The sequence below is a fragment of the Mesorhizobium sp. B2-8-1 genome, assembly GCF_006440955.1.
Classification (GTDB): domain Bacteria; phylum Pseudomonadota; class Alphaproteobacteria; order Rhizobiales; family Rhizobiaceae; genus Mesorhizobium.
On sequence record NZ_VFTX01000004.1, the window covers coordinates 62,275 to 78,504 of the forward strand.

General features: G+C 62.5%; 15 protein-coding genes. 11 read left to right on the plus strand and 4 right to left on the minus strand.

The genetic code is table 11. The features are described 5' to 3' along the window. Window positions 1–22: 22 nt before the first annotated feature. On the minus strand, window positions 23–781 hold the full coding sequence (locus FJ428_RS12075) for a Crp/Fnr family transcriptional regulator (protein WP_140513873.1): 759 nt from the start codon (window positions 779–781) through the stop codon (window positions 23–25). A gap of 261 nt (window positions 782–1,042) precedes the next feature. Between FJ428_RS12075 and FJ428_RS12080 the strand changes: the two genes are divergently transcribed. The 7 genes from FJ428_RS12080 to FJ428_RS12110 all read left to right on the plus strand — a co-directional run bounded on the left by FJ428_RS12080 (window position 1,043) and on the right by FJ428_RS12110 (window position 8,699). Next, a complete protein-coding gene (locus FJ428_RS12080) occupies window positions 1,043–1,366 on the plus strand; it encodes a circadian clock KaiB family protein (RefSeq protein WP_140500802.1) in 324 nt (107 codons plus the stop codon). Continuing rightward, on the plus strand, window positions 1,350–2,843 hold the full coding sequence (kaiC, locus tag FJ428_RS12085; RefSeq protein WP_140500803.1) for a circadian clock protein KaiC: 1,494 nt from the start codon (window positions 1,350–1,352) through the stop codon (window positions 2,841–2,843). Before FJ428_RS12080 ends, kaiC begins: the two co-directional genes overlap by 17 nt. Next, window positions 2,840–3,964 carry an ATP-binding protein gene (locus FJ428_RS12090; protein ID WP_140500804.1) on the plus strand — a complete coding sequence of 375 codons (1,125 nt, stop codon included), beginning with the start codon at window positions 2,840–2,842 and terminating at the stop codon, window positions 3,962–3,964. Before kaiC ends, FJ428_RS12090 begins: the two co-directional genes overlap by 4 nt. Before the next feature lie 393 nt (window positions 3,965–4,357). Next, entirely contained in the window at window positions 4,358–5,662 is a 1,305-nt protein-coding gene (ugpB, locus tag FJ428_RS12095) for a sn-glycerol-3-phosphate ABC transporter substrate-binding protein UgpB (RefSeq protein WP_140500805.1), read from the plus strand. Between the two features lie 238 nt (window positions 5,663–5,900). Further along, the gene (gene ugpA, locus FJ428_RS12100) at window positions 5,901–6,785 is read left to right on the plus strand and encodes a sn-glycerol-3-phosphate ABC transporter permease UgpA (RefSeq protein ID WP_140513871.1); all 885 of its coding nucleotides are present in this window, start codon (window positions 5,901–5,903) and stop codon (window positions 6,783–6,785) included. Between the two features lie 8 nt (window positions 6,786–6,793). After that, window positions 6,794–7,642 carry a sn-glycerol-3-phosphate ABC transporter permease UgpE gene (gene ugpE, locus FJ428_RS12105; protein WP_140500807.1) on the plus strand — a complete coding sequence of 283 codons (849 nt, stop codon included), beginning with the start codon at window positions 6,794–6,796 and terminating at the stop codon, window positions 7,640–7,642. Between the two features lie 7 nt (window positions 7,643–7,649). Continuing rightward, the gene (locus tag FJ428_RS12110) at window positions 7,650–8,699 is read left to right on the plus strand and encodes a sn-glycerol-3-phosphate import ATP-binding protein UgpC (RefSeq protein ID WP_140500808.1); all 1,050 of its coding nucleotides are present in this window, start codon (window positions 7,650–7,652) and stop codon (window positions 8,697–8,699) included. A gap of 45 nt (window positions 8,700–8,744) precedes the next feature. Here FJ428_RS12110 and FJ428_RS12115 read toward each other — a convergent pair whose 3' ends face one another. The 3 genes from FJ428_RS12115 to FJ428_RS12125 all read right to left on the minus strand — a co-directional run bounded on the left by FJ428_RS12115 (window position 8,745) and on the right by FJ428_RS12125 (window position 12,580). Next, window positions 8,745–9,827, minus strand: coding sequence for an ABC transporter ATP-binding protein (locus tag FJ428_RS12115; protein WP_140879495.1), 1,083 nt, complete (start codon window positions 9,825–9,827; stop codon window positions 8,745–8,747). After that, entirely contained in the window at window positions 9,824–11,404 is a 1,581-nt protein-coding gene (locus FJ428_RS12120) for an iron ABC transporter permease (RefSeq protein ID WP_181165391.1), read from the minus strand. Before FJ428_RS12120 ends, FJ428_RS12115 begins: the two co-directional genes overlap by 4 nt. A gap of 168 nt (window positions 11,405–11,572) precedes the next feature. Further along, window positions 11,573–12,580 (minus strand): iron ABC transporter substrate-binding protein, encoded by a 1,008-nt coding sequence (locus FJ428_RS12125; protein WP_140879496.1) that lies wholly within the window; start codon window positions 12,578–12,580, stop codon window positions 11,573–11,575. On the opposite strand from FJ428_RS12125, the gene FJ428_RS30880 reads away from it, so the two are divergent. The 4 genes from FJ428_RS30880 to FJ428_RS12140 all read left to right on the plus strand — a co-directional run bounded on the left by FJ428_RS30880 (window position 12,579) and on the right by FJ428_RS12140 (window position 16,203). Next, the gene (locus FJ428_RS30880; RefSeq protein WP_263490082.1) at window positions 12,579–12,713 is read left to right on the plus strand and encodes a hypothetical protein; all 135 of its coding nucleotides are present in this window, start codon (window positions 12,579–12,581) and stop codon (window positions 12,711–12,713) included. The two genes, FJ428_RS12125 and FJ428_RS30880, sit on opposite strands and share 2 nt — an antisense overlap. 164 nt (window positions 12,714–12,877) lie before the next feature. Next, window positions 12,878–13,429: a sigma-70 family RNA polymerase sigma factor gene (locus tag FJ428_RS12130; RefSeq protein WP_140513867.1), complete on the plus strand. Its 552-nt coding sequence runs from the start codon at window positions 12,878–12,880 to the stop codon at window positions 13,427–13,429. A 1-nt stretch (window position 13,430) separates the two neighbouring features. Further along, a complete protein-coding gene (locus FJ428_RS12135; RefSeq protein WP_140500813.1) occupies window positions 13,431–14,069 on the plus strand; it encodes an NrsF family protein in 639 nt (212 codons plus the stop codon). A 238-nt stretch (window positions 14,070–14,307) separates the two neighbouring features. Then, window positions 14,308–16,203: a PAS domain S-box protein gene (locus FJ428_RS12140; RefSeq protein ID WP_224518915.1), complete on the plus strand. Its 1,896-nt coding sequence runs from the start codon at window positions 14,308–14,310 to the stop codon at window positions 16,201–16,203. Window positions 16,204–16,230: the final 27 nt, after the last annotated feature.

The following is a 16,230-nucleotide window of genomic DNA, read 5'->3' on the forward strand; positions in this document are numbered from 1 at the left end:
CATATATGGCGAGCCGTTTGTGCTATCGGCCAGACGAGCCGTTGGTCGGCAGGGGATAGACGCCCTTCAATACTTCGTCGAAGTGATGACTGACCGCCGCATTGCACTCGCAAGCAAGCCACCGCAGGCCGTCGACCTTGCGAACGACGATCCGGGCACGATGGGTCTCAATGAGACCGTGTTCTTTCAGATCGCGTATGACGCGGCTCAAATAGCTCCGGCCGACTCCGAGCATTACGGCGAGCTGTTCTTGTGTCAGCGCCAGATCGGGAGTGCCCGTCCGATCAATGGCGGCCAGCAGCCATTTCGCTGTCCGTTGCTCGATCGAATGCGCGGCATTGCAGGCCACGGACTGGAACATCTGCGCCATCAGGCAGTCCGCGTACCGCGCGAACAGATTCCGTAGCGTCGACGACCTGGACTTCGCCTCTTCAAGGTTAAGCAGGTCGATGCGGAAGAACGAACCTCCCAATTGTACTTCAGCGCGAGCGTAAGCTGGGAGCCTGCCTTGGCTGACAACTCCGCCAATTGCCCCTTCTCGTCCGACCAGAGCCGTCTCGATCGCACGCCCGTCGCTCAGCACGACGAGATAGGAAATCAGGCTGGGACCTCTCGGGAAGTATGCATGGCGAACCGTGTCACCAGGTTCATAAAGCAGTGTTCCGGTGGGGGCCGACCACTCATCCAGCCAAGGCTCGAGGATTGCCCAATCTGCCGCGGTGAGTGCCCGCAGAAGATTGTTGCCGATCATGCCGGAGTCTATGTGGGCGCGGGCTTCCATTTACACTCCTCCGAACGATCGCTTGCGGCCCATATCCCAATAACCGGAGAAATGTCCACTAGTGCGCAGACGCGCAAAGCGCGAATGTCTAAGAAGTGACAGGGGTGCTGATCCAGGCCCCATCGAGCGCGAGCTGTGGCGCGTCGGCTCCAGGCGAAATGCTAGAAGATCGCCCAAGGCGGACAACAAAGCCCTGCGGTTGAATTGCTGGCGTGTCGCGTAGAGCACGTCGATACTGAACCCGTGCAACCAGCGTGAGATATGAACCCGGAACAACCGCCCGCTTCAGGGGCCCATCCCCTTCTCCGGCTCTACATCGCCGGAGACACGCCCGGTGCTCGTCGGGCACTGGAAAGCCGCCTGAAGATAATCGAGGAGATGAGCGCATCCATTGAAATCCAGATCTTCGATATCCTGGAACATCCTCATGAGGCGGAGCGAGCAGGGATACTAGCAACGCCGACGCTCTCCGACGAATCCGCCGATCCCCCGCGCCGTCTGGTGGGCGACATCAGCAATATCGCTCAGGTTCTGGACTATTTCGGTTTTCGCAAGAAGGATGATATTCATGACCGCGACGGATGAGATCTCTATCGACCCGGTTCTTGAACGCGTCAATACAGGGATCGAGGCTTTTGACGACTTGGTGATGGGTGGCTTGCCGCGCGGACGCACCACCATCGTGGGCGGCACGCCCGGTAGCGGCAAGACCGTATTCGCCACGCAGTTCCTGGCGCATGGCATCACCGGTCTCAATGAGGCCGGTGTCTTCGTCACTTTCGAGGAGTCGCCAACCGAGATCGAGGTAAACATGGCGAGCTTCGGCTGGGACATCCGCGGCTGGCGAGCGGCGGACAAGCTTGTTTTCGTCGATGCGAGCCCGCGCGATCAGGACCAGGTGGTTGTGGGCGATTTCGACCTCGCCGGTCTTCTGACCCGCATTCTGCACGCGAGCCGAAGCGCCGGGGCAAAGCGCATCGTGCTCGATTCGGTTACCCAACTTTTCGATCATTTCGTAGCCGAGCAGACGGCAGTGCGCCGCGAACTTCTACGTATTGCGACCGCGCTGAAGAAAGAAGGGCTGACGGTCCTTATGACCGCGGAACGCAACAGTGAATATGGTGAAATCTCCCGTCACCGAATAGAGGAGTTCGTCGCAGACAATGTCGTGATCCTTCGCAATGCCCTTGATCGCGAGCGCCGTCGGCGGACCATAGAAGTCCTGAAAATGCGCGGCAGCCGTCACGTTGAGGGCGAAGTGCCCATAACGCTGGTCGCCGAACAGGGCATCGTAGCTGTGCCTCTGTCATCATTGCGCCTGGAGCAGCAATCAAGCACGAAACGGGTCACCAGTGGTAATTCCGAACTCGACAAAATGTGCAGCGGCGGGTTCTTTCGCGACAGCGTAACCCTTGTCAGTGGAGCCACAGGCACCGGAAAGACTCTACTTGTCACCAACTTTCTAGCAGGCGGAGTGGCTGCGGGCGAACGCGCCTTGCTCGTCGGCTATGAGGAGAGCCGCGGCCAGCTTTTCCGCAACGCGCGTAGCTGGGGCGTCGATTTCGAAGCGATGGAGGCGGATGGTCGCCTGAAGGTAGTCTGCCTTTATCCGGAAGCGCAGAGTTTGCCGGATCACCTTCTGATGATCCGCGAACTGGTGGCGGAGTTCAAACCCGATCGCATGGCAATCGACAGCTTGTCGGCATTGGAACGCATCGCGCCAGAAACCGGGTTTCGTGAGTTCTTGATCAGCGTCACCTCCTTCATAAAGAAGCGCGAAATTGCCGGCCTTTGCACCGCTACCAACAAATCGCTTGTCGGAGGCCAGAGCGCTAGCGAGCAGCATATTTCCACACTCACCGATTCGATCATTCTGTTGCGCTACATTCAGCAGGAAGAATTCATGCATCGCGGCATGATGGTGCTGAAAATGCGCGGCAGCGAACACGACAAACAGATACGGCGCTTCACCATCGACAGTGGCGGTATGCATCTTGGAAAGCCCTTTGACAGCGCGCCTGATGTGTTCGGCGACTCCGCCGTGGACAACACGTCGACATGAAGAGCGCCTTGAATACGGCGCAAAACGCCGCCGAAATGCTGGAATCGCCCGGAGATACATCTCCGGCTGGCATCAGCCAGCTCAGCTTTCGCCAGTTGATCGAAAATACCGCCGACGGGATGCTGGTGGTCGATTTGGACGGAACAGTGCTCTATGCCAATCCTGCGGCAGCCGTAATTTTTGGACAGCCGCTTGACGAACTCCTCCACGTTCCGCTCGGCCGTCCGGTCGTCTCCGGAGAGATCGCCGAGATCACCGTTCACCGTTCCGGCCGCAAGCCGGCAGAAGTGGAAATGCGTACGGTCGAGGTTACCTGGGACAGCAGGCCCGCATTGCTTGCCAGCCTGCGCGATGTCTCGGCCCAGCGATCAAGAGAAGAAAACGCACGCCAGTCACAAAAGCTCGAGGCCATTGGACGCCTCGCAGCTGGCATTGTCCATGACTTCAACAACCTACTCGCCGTTTTCGGGTCTGGCCTTCGGCTTCTGGAGAAACAGATCGCTAAAGATCCTGCGGATGAGAAAGTCGCTCTGCTGGTCGAGGAGATGTTCAGGCGGATCGAAAATGGAGGAGCGCTAACACAGCAACTGCTTGCCTTTTCGCGACGCCAATCCCTGGTCCCGGAACAGATTGATCTCAATGAACGTATCAAGGGGCTGACGACGCTGCTGGAACGGACGTTGGGGAGCGGCATCCGGGTACAATGCAATCTGGATCCAGCCTTGGGCCCTATCCTTATCGATGCCAACCAGCTCGACATCGCCGTTCTTAACCTTGCCGTGAACGCCAGAGATGCAATGAAAGGCAGTGGCACTCTCACGATTGAGACCAGCAATTTTCCAAATGATCTGGAGGATTTGCGTTCAGCGGCGGCTTCATTTGTTCGCGTGACTGTACGCGATACCGGCTGTGGAATGAGCAAGGACACCCTGGCGCGCGTTTTCGAGCCGTTCTTCACAACAAAATCGGAAGGGCAGGGTACGGGACTCGGGCTAAGCCAAGTTTACGGCTTCATCAAGCAATCCGGTGGGCATGTCCGAATCGATAGCGAAATCGGTCAGGGAACAAGCCTGCATCTCTACTTGCCGCGCGCTTCTGGAACCCAGCGGCAGCAGAACTGAGCGGCGGCAGACCCATTCCCGGCCAGCAGACTGATTGGCCGATGTCAAATCCGTCAGGCTGAGCGCGGGACGGGAATTTCCACGCATCGACCGAGCAAACCGACGCCTTTTTCAGCGTTGTCATGTCAGCGTTGTCATGTGCTGTTAGACGCCGTTCGTCGGTGAGGTCGCTGACCGTCTCGAGACAGGTCCCTGGTACATCAATTCAAGCAGCAAGCCGCTATGCAATCCTTTTCCGGGTCACTTTCATCCGGAAGTGAACGCTACTTTAGCTGGACATGAAGTGCGCCTGCCCGCAACAAAACCGTTGTCCGCTGCGCGCGAACGACACATAGTGCCATTGCGGGAGTGCCCCTTTCGCCAATGACAAGCAATGAGAACGGGAGACGAAACATGAAGTTCTTTGGCTTCGCGGCCGGTGTCGCCGTGACCCTGCTTTCCACAACCTCCGCCTTCGCCGTCACGCAGATCAGCTGGTGGCACGCCATGACCGGCGCCAACGCAGAGGTCGTCGACAAGATTTCCAAGGATTTCAACGCCAGCCAGGGCGACTACCAGATTGTTCCGGTTTTCAAGGGCACCTATCCCGAAACGCTGAATGCCGGCATCGCCGCCTATCGCGCCGGCCAGTCGCCTGACATCATCCAGGTGTTCGATGTCGGCACCGGCGTGATGATGGCGGCCCGGGACGCGATCAAGCCAGTGGCCGAGGTGCTGACCGGCGCCGGGATGAACTTTGACAAGAGCCAGTATCTGCCAGGCATCGTCGGTTATTATTCGACGCCGGACGGCACCATGCTGTCCTTCCCCTACAACTCCTCCTCGCCGATCCTCTACTACAACAAGGACATCTTCCAGAAGGCGGGGCTCGATGTGAACAACCCACCCAAGACCTGGAACGAGGTGTGGGAGGATGCCAAAAAGATCAAGGCGAGCGGCGCCGCCGCTTGCGGCTACACCTCGACCTGGCTGACCTGGATACACCTGGAAAACTTCGCGGCGTGGAACGATGTGCCGTGGGCCACGCAGCAGAATGGCCTGGCCGGCGGTGATGTCGAACTCAAGATCAACTCGCCGATCTTCGTCAAACATTTCCAGGCGCTCGCCGATCTGGCCAAGGACGGCACCTTCAAATATGGCGGGCGCACCTCCGAAGCCAAGCAGATATTCCTCGCCGGCGAATGCGGCATCTTCACCGAATCCTCGGGCGGCCTAGGCGACATCGTCAAGTCGGGCATGAACTACGGCATTGGCCAGTTGCCCTATGACAGCGACGCCAAGGGCGCGCCGCAGAACACGACGCCGGGCGGTGCCAGCCTTTGGGTCTTCGGCGGCAAGTCCGACGAGGAGTACAAAGGCGTCGCGGCTTTCTTCGCCTATCTGTCCAAGACCGATGTGCAGGAATATCTGCACCAGAAATCGGGATACCTGCCGGTGACGCTCGCCGCCTATGAGGCGACGAAAAAGTCCGGCTTCTACGACAAGAATCCCGGTCGCGAGACGCCGATCCTGCAGATGACGGGCAAGGCGCCGACCGACAATTCGAAGGGCGTGCGGTTGCCGAACCTGCCGCAGGTGCGCGACATCCAGAACGAGGAGTTCGAAAAGATGCTTGCCGGCCAGGAAACCGCCCAGCAGGCGCTCGACAATGCGGTCACGCGTGGCAACGCGGCGATCAAGGAAGCGCTGGGGAATTAGGGCGCGTCGAGCCTATCGAGTTATAGTCCTTGCTCTACGAGACCCCCCTCCGCCCTGCCGGGCATCTCCCCCTGGAGGGGGGAGACTGGCTGTCGCGACCGTTTTCGGCAATTGTCAAAGCTGGAGAATGGCAGCTGCCGCAGGAACTGCCAATCTTCCTCCAAGAGGGGGAGATGCCCGGCAGGGCAGCGGTGAGCGCCGTAGAGTGCCGCTCGGCTTTCCACGCCGGAGCGGCGCATTGACCCCGCGCGTCGTCTTTCCCAACAAAGTCTTGCCATACCTCCTGGTGGCGCCGCAACTTGCCATCACGCTGGTGTTCTTCTACTGGCCGGCCGGGCAGGCGCTCTACCAGTCGATGCTGAGGCAGGACCCGTTCGGGCTGAGGAGCAGGTTCGTCTGGTTTGCCAATTTCCGCAAGGTGCTTGCCGACCCGGCCTATCTCAACTCGATCAAGGTCACAGTGGTGTTTTCGCTCGCGACCGTGATCGTTGCCATGGGCGTGGCGCTGCTCCTTGCCGTGATGGCGGAAAAGGTGGTGCGCGGCAAAGGCCTCTACCGCACGCTGATGATCTGGCCCTACGCGGTGGCGCCGGCGATTGCAGGCATGCTGTGGCTGTTCCTGTTCAATCCATCGATCGGCTCGCTGTCTTATCTGCTGAGACGTTTGGGCGTCGCCTGGGATCCGCTGCTCAACGGCACCGACGCCATGATCCTTCTGGTGGCGGCGGCCGCCTGGAAGCAGATCAGCTATAATTTCCTGTTCTTCGTCGCCGGGCTGCAGGCGGTGCCGAAAACGCTGATCGAGGCGGCGGCGATCGACGGCGCCGGCGAAACCAAGCGCTTCTGGACCATCGTCTTCCCGCTTTTGGCGCCGACGACGTTTTTCCTTTTGGTCGTCAATACCGTCTATGCGCTGTTCGACACGTTCGGCATCGTCCACGCCGTCACCGGCGGCGGGCCGGGCAAGGCCACCGAGACACTGGTCTACAAGGTCTACAATGACGGCTTCGTCAATCTGATCCTCGGCGATTCGGCGGCGCAGTCGGTCATCCTGATGGTCATCGTCATCGCGCTCACCGCCATCCAGTTCCGCTACGTGGAACGGAAGGTTCATTACGGCTGAGGAGCGCGATGATCGGTCAATCCCCGTTTCGCATTTTCCTTGCACATGCCGTGCTCATCCTCGGCATACTGATCGTGGCCTTTCCGATCTACTACACTTTCGTTGCCTCGACGCAGACGCTGCAAACCATCCTTAGGCCGCCACTGCCTTTCCGGCCGGGCAGCGAGTTCTGGAACAATTACGGCGAGGCGCTGTTCGGCGGCGTCGGCCGCATCGGCGGGCTCGGCGTCGGCAGGCTGCTCCTCAACTCCACGATCATGGCGCTCGGCGTTGCGGTCGGAAAGATATTCATCTCGATCCTGTCGGCCTATGCGATCGTCTTCTTCCGTTTTCCGCTGCGCATGACTTTCTTCTGGCTGATCTTCATCACCCTGATGCTTCCCGTCGAGGTGCGCATCCTGCCGACCTACAAGGTAATGGTCGACCTCGGTATGATCGACACTTATGCCGGACTGATCATCCCGCTGATCGCCTCGGCCACCGCAACGTTGTTGTTCCGCCAGTTCTTCATGACCATCCCGGGCGAGTTGGTCGAGGCGGCGCGCGTCGACGGCGCCGGTCCATGGCGGTTCTTTTTCGATATCCTGTTGCCATTGTCGCGCACCAATATCGCGGCGCTGTTCGTCATTCTTTTCATCTACGGCTGGACGCAGTATCTGTGGCCGCTGCTGGTCACCAACAGCAACGATATGAACACCATCGTCATCGCACTGAAGAAGATGGTCTCCTTCGCCGATGCCGACACCCAATGGCATTTGGTCATGGTCACGGCGATCCTGGCAATCTTGCCGCCAATCCTGGTTGTGGTGCTGATGCAGCGCTGGTTCGTGCGCGGACTGGTCGACACCGAAAAGTGAGAAGCCGATGGCGACGGTCGATCTGAGGGACGTGAAGAAAGTATATGCCGGCGGCGTCGAAGCCGTGAAGGGCGTCTCCATTGCCATTCCCGACAAGGAACTCTGTGTGCTGGTCGGGCCGTCCGGCTGCGGCAAGTCCACGCTTTTGAGGATGATCGCCGGGCTGGAGACCATTTCTTCCGGCACGGTCGCTATCGACGGCAAGATCGTCAACACGATCGGCCCGACCGAGCGCGACATCGCCATGGTGTTCCAAAACTATGCGCTCTATCCGCATATGAAAGTCTACGACAACATGGCTTACGGGCTACGCAATCGCGGTACGCCCAAGGACGAGATCGACAGCAGGGTTCGTTCGACCGCCAAGGTGCTGGAGCTTTCAGCGCTGCTTGACCGGCGCCCGCGCGAGCTTTCAGGCGGTCAACGCCAGCGCGTCGCCATGGGCCGCGCCATCGTGCGCAATCCGAAAGTCTTCCTGTTCGACGAGCCACTCTCCAATCTCGATGCCAAGCTGCGCGGCCAGATGCGGGTCGAAATCAAGAACTTGCAGCGCTCGCTCGGTGTCACCTCGGTCTACGTCACCCATGACCAGTTGGAAGCGATGACGTTGGCCGACATCCTTGTCGTCATGAATGGCGGATTGGTCGAGCAGGCGGGCGCGCCACTCGACATTTACGAAAAGCCGGCCTCGACGTTCGTCGCCTCTTTCATCGGCGCACCGCCGATGAATCTTCTGTCCCTTTCGGGTCCGGCGCTGACCGGCAGCAAGACGAGCGACTTTGCGCCTGCGAATGCCGTCACGCTTGGCTTCCGCCCCGAGGATGCCGATGTCACTTTCGCGGCCGAGGCACCGTCCGGCGCGCTCGTGCTGCCGACAATGGTGGAGGCGGTCGAGCCGGTGGGAGCGGACAGCTTTCTTCACTGTGCGGCAGGAGGCGACCGCATCGTCGTGCGTGTGGCCGCGCGCGCCACAGCCAAGCCCGGCGACCAGTTGCGCGTCGTGGCCAAGGCCGAGAAACTTCACTGGTTCGATCAGGCTGCAAAGAGGGTCGACTGACGCCAATCTTGCATGCCGATTAGCGAGCCGCGAACCGTCGGCCGGTCAGGCGAATACATGCGCCTGTCCCGACACGGTGAGCCGGACGATCTCACCGACCGCCGGCGCGTCCATGCCGGACTTGCGCAGGATCAGCGGCGTACTGCCGATGGCGGCGGCGTCCGGCGGGTCGGGGCTGTTGAGCAACCGCACCGCGACCGTGCAGGTCGAGCCGGCGAATTCGGATTCCGTTACCTCGCCAAAAAGCATGTCCGGCGTGCCCGACATGCCCTCGCGCGATGTCCGCTTCAGTCCGATCTGCTCCGGCCGCAACATGATACGGGCGACATCGCGGCTGTCCGACGTATCGACGGCGATGCGGCCAAGCGGCGACGTGGCGAAACCGCCCGCTATCTTCGCCGGCAGGATGATGGCGTCGCCAAGGAACTCGGCAATCATCCTGTCCTTCGGCTTGAGATAAAGTTCGCGCGGCGTGCCGACCTGCGAGAACCGGCCCTCGCGCATTACCGCGACCTGGCTGGCGAAGGACAACGCCTCGGCCTGATCGTGCGTCACCAGGATGGTGGTGATGCCGGCGGCTTCGAGCAGTTCCGCCACGGCTTTGCGCATGGAGGCGCGCAGGCCGGTGTCGAGCGCCGAGAACGGTTCGTCGAGCAGCATCAGCCGCGGCTTCATCGCCATGGCGCGGGCGAGCGCCACGCGTTGCTGCTGACCGCCGGAGAGTTCGTGCGGGCGGCGCTTCAGGATCGCCTTGTCCAGCCCTACTATATAGGCCAGTTCGACGATGCGTTCGGAGCGTTTGTCCAGCCTGCGGTCCATCCCGAAACCGATATTGTCGCCAATCGTCAGGTGCGGAAACAGGGCGCCGTCCTGTGCAACCAGGCCAATACCGCGGCGGTGCGCCGGAACGGCGCCGCCGCTGTCGGCCAGCATCTTTCCGTCAAGCACAATGCTGCCCTGGTCGGGCGCCTCGAAACCGGCGATCAGCCGCAGCAAGGTGGTCTTGCCGCAGCCGGACGGCCCGACGATGGCCGTGCGGCTGCCGCTGGCGATGTCGAGATCGATGCCGGCAAGCGCCGCGACCGAGCCGTAATGCTTGTGCAAGCCCCTGAGTTCGAGAAAGCTCATCGTCCAGCCATCCGTTTTGACTGGACATAGAGCAGCCAGGTCAGGGGCAGCGACATCGCCACCATGATGAAGGCGTAAGGTGCTGCCGAAGCGTAGTCGATCTCGCCGCTGTAGGACCAGAACGCCATCGCCAGCGTGCGGGTGCCGTTCGGCGCCAGCATCTGGGTCGCGGTCAGTTCGTTCATGATGCCGAGCGCCACCAGCGCCATGCCGGCGGCGGCACCCGGCGCCGACAGGCGGATCGTCGTCGACCACAATGCATGGAGCGGCGACCGCCCGAGGCTGGACGCGGCGCGCTCGAGCTCGACCGGCGCCTGCGCGATCGACGCCCGCAGGCTGATCAGGGCGCGGGGCAGGAACATCAAGGCATAGGCAACCAGAATGGTGAACAGGGTCTGGTAGAGCGGCAGGGCGATGCGCACGGTGATGGTGACCAGCGCCAGTGCGATCACGACCCCGGGCAGCGATCCGACGATGTAGTTGCAGCCCTCCAGCAAGCGCTGCAGAGGCCCCGGCGCGCGGATCGAGATCCAGGCCATCGGCATGGCGGCGACGGTGGCGAGCAGCGCGCCGGCGAGCGCCAGGAACAACGTCTGGCCGAGCGCCAGGCCGATCTCGTCGAGCCGCCAGACCTCGGCGCCGCCGGCGGCAAGCCAGCGTCCGATGGTGACGAACGGTACGCCGAGCGCCAGAAGCGTGGTGGCGGCAAGCAGCAGCAGGCAAGGCACGGTCGCCCGGCCGAGCGGCGCGCGCTGTTGGTGGCGCGCGGCGCCCGAACCGACGCGGGCATAGCGCTCTTCCCCGCGCACCAGCACCTCCAGCCCGAGCAGCACGAAGCAGCAGCTCACCAGCACGCCGGCCAGCATATTCGCGGCCGGCCCGTTGAAGGTCGATTGGAACTGGTCGACGATCGCCGTGGTGAAGGTGTCGAAGCGGATGAAGACGTAAAGGCCGTATTCGGCCAACAGGTGCAGGCCGACCAGCAATGCGCCGCCACAGATGGCAAGCCTGAGCTGCGGCAGCACGACGCGCCAGAACACACGCCAGGGACCAAGGCCGAGTGCGGCCGCGGCGTCTTCGAGCGCCGGATCGAGCCGGCGCAGGGCCGCCGATACCGGCAGATAAAGGAACGGGAAATACGCTATGACAGAGACAAGCACGCCGGCCCACAAGCCATGCAGCCCGGGCACCATGGTGATCCAGGCATAGCTGTGCACGAAGGCGGGAATGGCGAGCGGCGCCACGCATAGCCAGGCCCACAGCCGGGCGCCGGGCAGGTCGCTGCGTTCGGTCAGCCAGGCCAGCGCCACCGACAGGATGATGGCGATCGGCACGGCGAGCGCGACAAGCAGGACGGTGTTGGCCAGAAGCTCGCCGACACGCGGCCGGAAAACCAGCGCCGAGACGGTTTCCCAACCGGTCTGCACGGCGACCCAGACGATGAAGGCAAGCGGCAGCAGGGCCAGCAGCGAAACGAAGATAGCGGCGGCAACGATCCATGACGCAGCGCGCCGGCGCGCCCTGCGGCGCGTCCTCGGCGGCAGGCCCGGGCTTGCAATGTCGGCCGCGAACTGCATCGGCTCAGACTTCGCGCCCTTGCCGCCCGGCGGCGGCAATCGAAAGACCACGATCATGGTCGGGAATACAGCGTGTCGTCATCGACGAATGCCATCTCGAAAAAACAAAACGCTCCCGCGGAATTCCCGCGGGAGCACGGCCGGTGTCCTTATTAGGACGAACGGCAACTAAAGCAAGCCGGCCGCCGTCATCAGGTCGGTGGCTTTCTTGGAGTTCAGCGTCGCGGCATCGATCTTCGGCGCCTGCAGGTCGGCCAGCGGCACCAGCTTCGGATTGGACTCTGCGCCCTTGCCGACCGCGTATTCGAAGGACGTTCCGTTCTTCAGCACGTCCTGGCCGCCCTTGCCGGTCACCCACTTCAGGAAAGCCTGGGCTTCCTTGGGATGCTTGCTCGAAGCCAGCACGCCGCCGCCGGAGGTCGAGACGAAGGCGCCCGGATCCTGGTTTTTGAAATAATGCAGCGCAACGTTCTTGCTGTTCTCGCCGGTCTTGGCCTGATCGCCGAAGTAGTAGTAGTGATAGATCACGCCGCCTTCGATCTCGCCGGCGTTGACCGCCTTCATCACGGTGCTGTTGCCCTTATAGGCGGTGAAATTCTGCTTCATCGCCTTCAGCCAGTCCGCTGTCACGGCTTCGCCCTTGAGCTGCAGCAGCGCGCTGACGATAGCCTGGAAATCGGCGCCCGACGGCGAGGCGGCCCAGCGGCCTTTCCAGCTCGGATCGGCAAGGTCGAGCAGCGACTTGGGCAACTGGTCGGCCTTGAGCTTGGTGGTATTGTAGGCAAAGACGGTGCTGCGGGCGGCAACGCCGACCCATTTGCCGCTCGCTGCCTGATAATCCTGCGGAACCTGCGCCAGTGTGTCGGCGTCGACCGGCGCGAACAGGCCGGCACTCTCGACCAGCACCATGGCCGGCGAATTCTCGGTCAGGAACACGTCGGCGGGCGAGGCGGTGCCCTCCGCGACGATCTGGTTGGAGAAATCGCTGTCGCCGCCATTGCGCAACGTGACCTTGATGCCGGTTTCCTTGGTGAAGCCGTCGGCCCATTCCTTGGCGAGGCTCTCGTGCTGGGCATTGTAGACGATGATGCCTGTATCCTCAGCCATCGCCTGGCCAGCCATCAGGCTGACCGCCACCACCGCGGCGCCGGCAAGGGTGGAAAGAGCGTATTTCATGGGCGTCGTCCTCGATCTCGTTGAACTGGCACGCAGCACCTATCGATACATGACAGGTGTAGTCAACATTTTTGGCCTGCTTCAATCGGCCGCTGGCGGCATAGACCCATGCCAGGCGGACAATTCCGCGTGATGGCCGCGCGCGACCGACGGTCCAGGACACAGTCGCCGTCGACGAGCCCAAGTTCGCGTTCGCCCGCAATCTTTCGTGACTTGCCGGTAGTTTGCCTTGGACATTATTTCGCCGGCCACGTAACAAATCAGCGCCGAGGCGCGAAGATCGGGGAGTGAACTCTTGTGAGCGGCAAGGACGAGGCCGAGCTTTCCCGGCTGATGCGAGCCGCGATCGCGGGAGATGAAAGGGCCTATGCCGACTTTCTGCACCGGACGGCCGCTCTGGTTCGCGGTTTTGCCAGGCGCAAGATCGTCAAAGGCGGGGTCGATCCCGAGGATGTCGTGCAGGAAACCTTGCTGGCCATTCATGTGAAACGGCACACCTGGCGCCAGGACGCACCTGTGCTGCCCTGGGTCTATGCCATCGCGCGCTTCAAGTTGATCGACGCGTTCCGGCGGCGCGGACGGCGCATCGAGATCGATGTCGACGATATTGCCGAAACCTTCGCCGAGCCGGAAACGGAAACCGTCAGCGAACGCGACATCAACCGGGCGCTCGACGGCCTGCCGCCGGCACAGCGCTCCGTGGTGTCGTCCGTGTCGGTGGAGGGGCGCTCGATCGGCGACACGGCAGCCAAGTTCGGCATCAGCGAAACAGCGGTGCGGGTTTCCTTGCATCGCGGACTTGCAGCCATTGCCAAGCGGTTCGGGCAGGGGCGGTTTGGGCGGGAATGACATGAGGACCGAAGATCTCATCAAGGCGCTTGATGCCGACGCCCGCAGCAAGGCGATGCCGCTGCGCTCGGCCTGGTGGCTGGCTGCCGGCGTGGCCGCCGTGATCGCGGGCGCGGTTTTCATGATGACGATCGGTCCGCGCCCCGACTTCATGGCTGCCGCACATACGATGCGCTTTCTTTCGAAGTTCCTGTTCACCATCGTGCTCGCCGCCAGCGCCTTCGCCTTCGTCAGGGCATTGTCGACACCGGGAGCATCGACAGGCAAGGCGGCGGCCTGGATGGCGGCTGCGCCCGTGCTCGTGGCAGTGGCCGTGGTGCTGGAGCTTTACGCCGTGCCCGAGGCCGACTGGGGCAGGCGTCTCGTCGGTTCCAACATGATGGTCTGCATGGGGCTCATCCCGCTGATCGGCATCGGCCCGCTTGCCATCTTCCTGTGGATGCTGCGCTATGGCGCGCCGACACGGCCGGTGCTGGCCGGCACGGCCGCGGGCCTGCTCGCCGGCGGGCTGGCGGCAACCTTCTATGCCGCGCATTGCTTTGATGATTCGCCGCTTTTCGTCGCCACCTGGTATACGATCGCGATCGCCGCGCTGGCGCTGCTCGGCGCGCTCGGCGGCCGGTTTTTCGTGCGCTGGTAGCGCGACGCCCGCTGCTGCATCCCGCCCATACCGATCCTTAATCATGCCGGCAAATGTTTGCCGGCCGGCGGCATCGCCGATACCCGACGCAACCTTTCCTTAAAATCGATCCGTCAGGATTTTCACGGGAAATGCGATTGCCCACGGGGTGGTACAAATCGTGGCAATGCGAAGGATCATCGGGCCGGCGCCGCACAGACATGCGGGGTTGGCTCTGCTCGTGGGCGGGACAGCGGCGATGACGGCATCGATCCTGCTGTCGCGGCTGGATCCCGGCGCCGAGACGCTCGAATTATGTGTGCAGGCGTCGGTCGGTGTGGCAGCCGGCGCACTTCTCCTGGCCTGCATGTTCGCGCGCGTCATCCGCAAGGACCGCCGCCAGATCGCCGAGAGCGAGCAGCGCTTCCGCCGTGCCATGGAGGATTCCTCCATCGGCGTCGCCATCGTCGGCCTCGACGGGCGCATTCTCGAGGCCAACCCGGCTTTCGCTGCCATGCTCGACTACCGCCGCGACGAGATCGAGGCGTTGACCTTCTTCCAGCTCACGCATGCCGACGATCTGGAGATCGGGCGGGAGACGATGGAAGACCTGAAGGCCGGCAAGATCGATTCCTTTCATTTCGAGAAGCGCTATCTCAAGAAGGACGGCACGCCCGTCTGGGCCAGGCTGGCCGGCTCCGTCATTCGCGACGGGAATAGCGGCCGGCCGCTGTATCTCGTCTCGCAGATAGAGGACATCGATGCGCGCAAGCAGGCCGAGGCGCGGATCGCCGAGGCCGAAACGCGCTGGAACTTTGCATTGGCCGGCGCCGGCCAGGGCGTCTGGGACTTCGACAAGCGCAGGGGCGGCACTAACTATTCCTCGACCTGGGTCAAGATGCTGGGTTACGCCGACGGGGAACTCGACGGTGACCCCGATCACTGGCTGGCGATGATACATCCCGACGACCGCGAAGCAGTGGCCGAGGCGGACCGCGCCCATCTCGAAGGCCGCACGCCGTTCTTCGAGGCCGAATTCAGGATGCGCCACAAGGATGGCCGCTGGCTCTGGTTCCTCGACCGCGGCAAGGCGATCGAGCGCGACGAAGAGGGGCGGCTGATCAGGGCGATAGGCAGCCTGACCGACATCACCCGGCGCAAGCAGGCGGAGGAGCGCCTCGCCGTGTCGGCGGCCATGCTGGCGGACGAAAAGGAGCGCCTCAAAGTGACGCTCCAGTCGATCGGCGATGCCGTCATCTGCACCGATGCCGCCAACCGCGTCACCTTCATGAATCCTGTCGCCGAAAAGCTGACCGGTGTCTCCTGCAATGATGCCCTCGGCAAGACGCTCGGCCATGTCTATTGGGCGGTCGACGAGGAGACCGGCCACAGGATCGGCGTGGCGCGGCCTGCGATCGGCGGCCAGGGAGCCGATGACCAGAACAGCCGCGCCGTCCTCATCCGGCGCGACGAGACGCGCTGCAGCATCCGGCAGGTCGTGTCGCCGATCATGAACGAACGCAACGAATTCTGCGGACTGGTCATCGTCTTCCAGGACTTCACCGATGCGCGCGCGCTGCAGCGCCAGCTTGCCCACGCCGCCGCGCATGATGCGCTGACCGGCCTTGCCAACCGCGCGAGTTTCATCCGCGCCATGGAAGAACTGGTCGATCAGGCCCGCAAGGAGGGGATCGGACATCAGTTCATGTTCATCGATCTGGATCATTTCAAACTGGTCAACGACACAGGCGGCCACGCGGCGGGAGACGCATTGCTCAAGCGCGTTGCCGAGGCCGTGCGTGGCGTGCTTGGTCCGCAGGACATGGTCGCGCGTCTGGGCGGCGACGAATTCGCGGTCATTCTGAAGTCGGGCTCGGCCGCCGGGGCCAGGATCGCGGCGCGATCCATCATCGATGCGATACAGGGCCTCGACTTCACCTGGGAAGGCCGTCCCCATTCGATCGGCGCCAGCATCGGACTGGCTCCTATCAACGCAGATTGCGGCGCGGTCGACGAGATCATCGCCAGGGCAGACGCCGCCTGCTACGTGGCCAAGGCTGCGGGTCGCGGATGCGTGTCCATGGCGCCCGAGAATGACGCCACGGACGACAGGATCGAAATCGAGACGCCCAAGCCCCTGGCCGCAGCGTCGTAGCCCCGCGATAGGGCCGCGATCAACCCT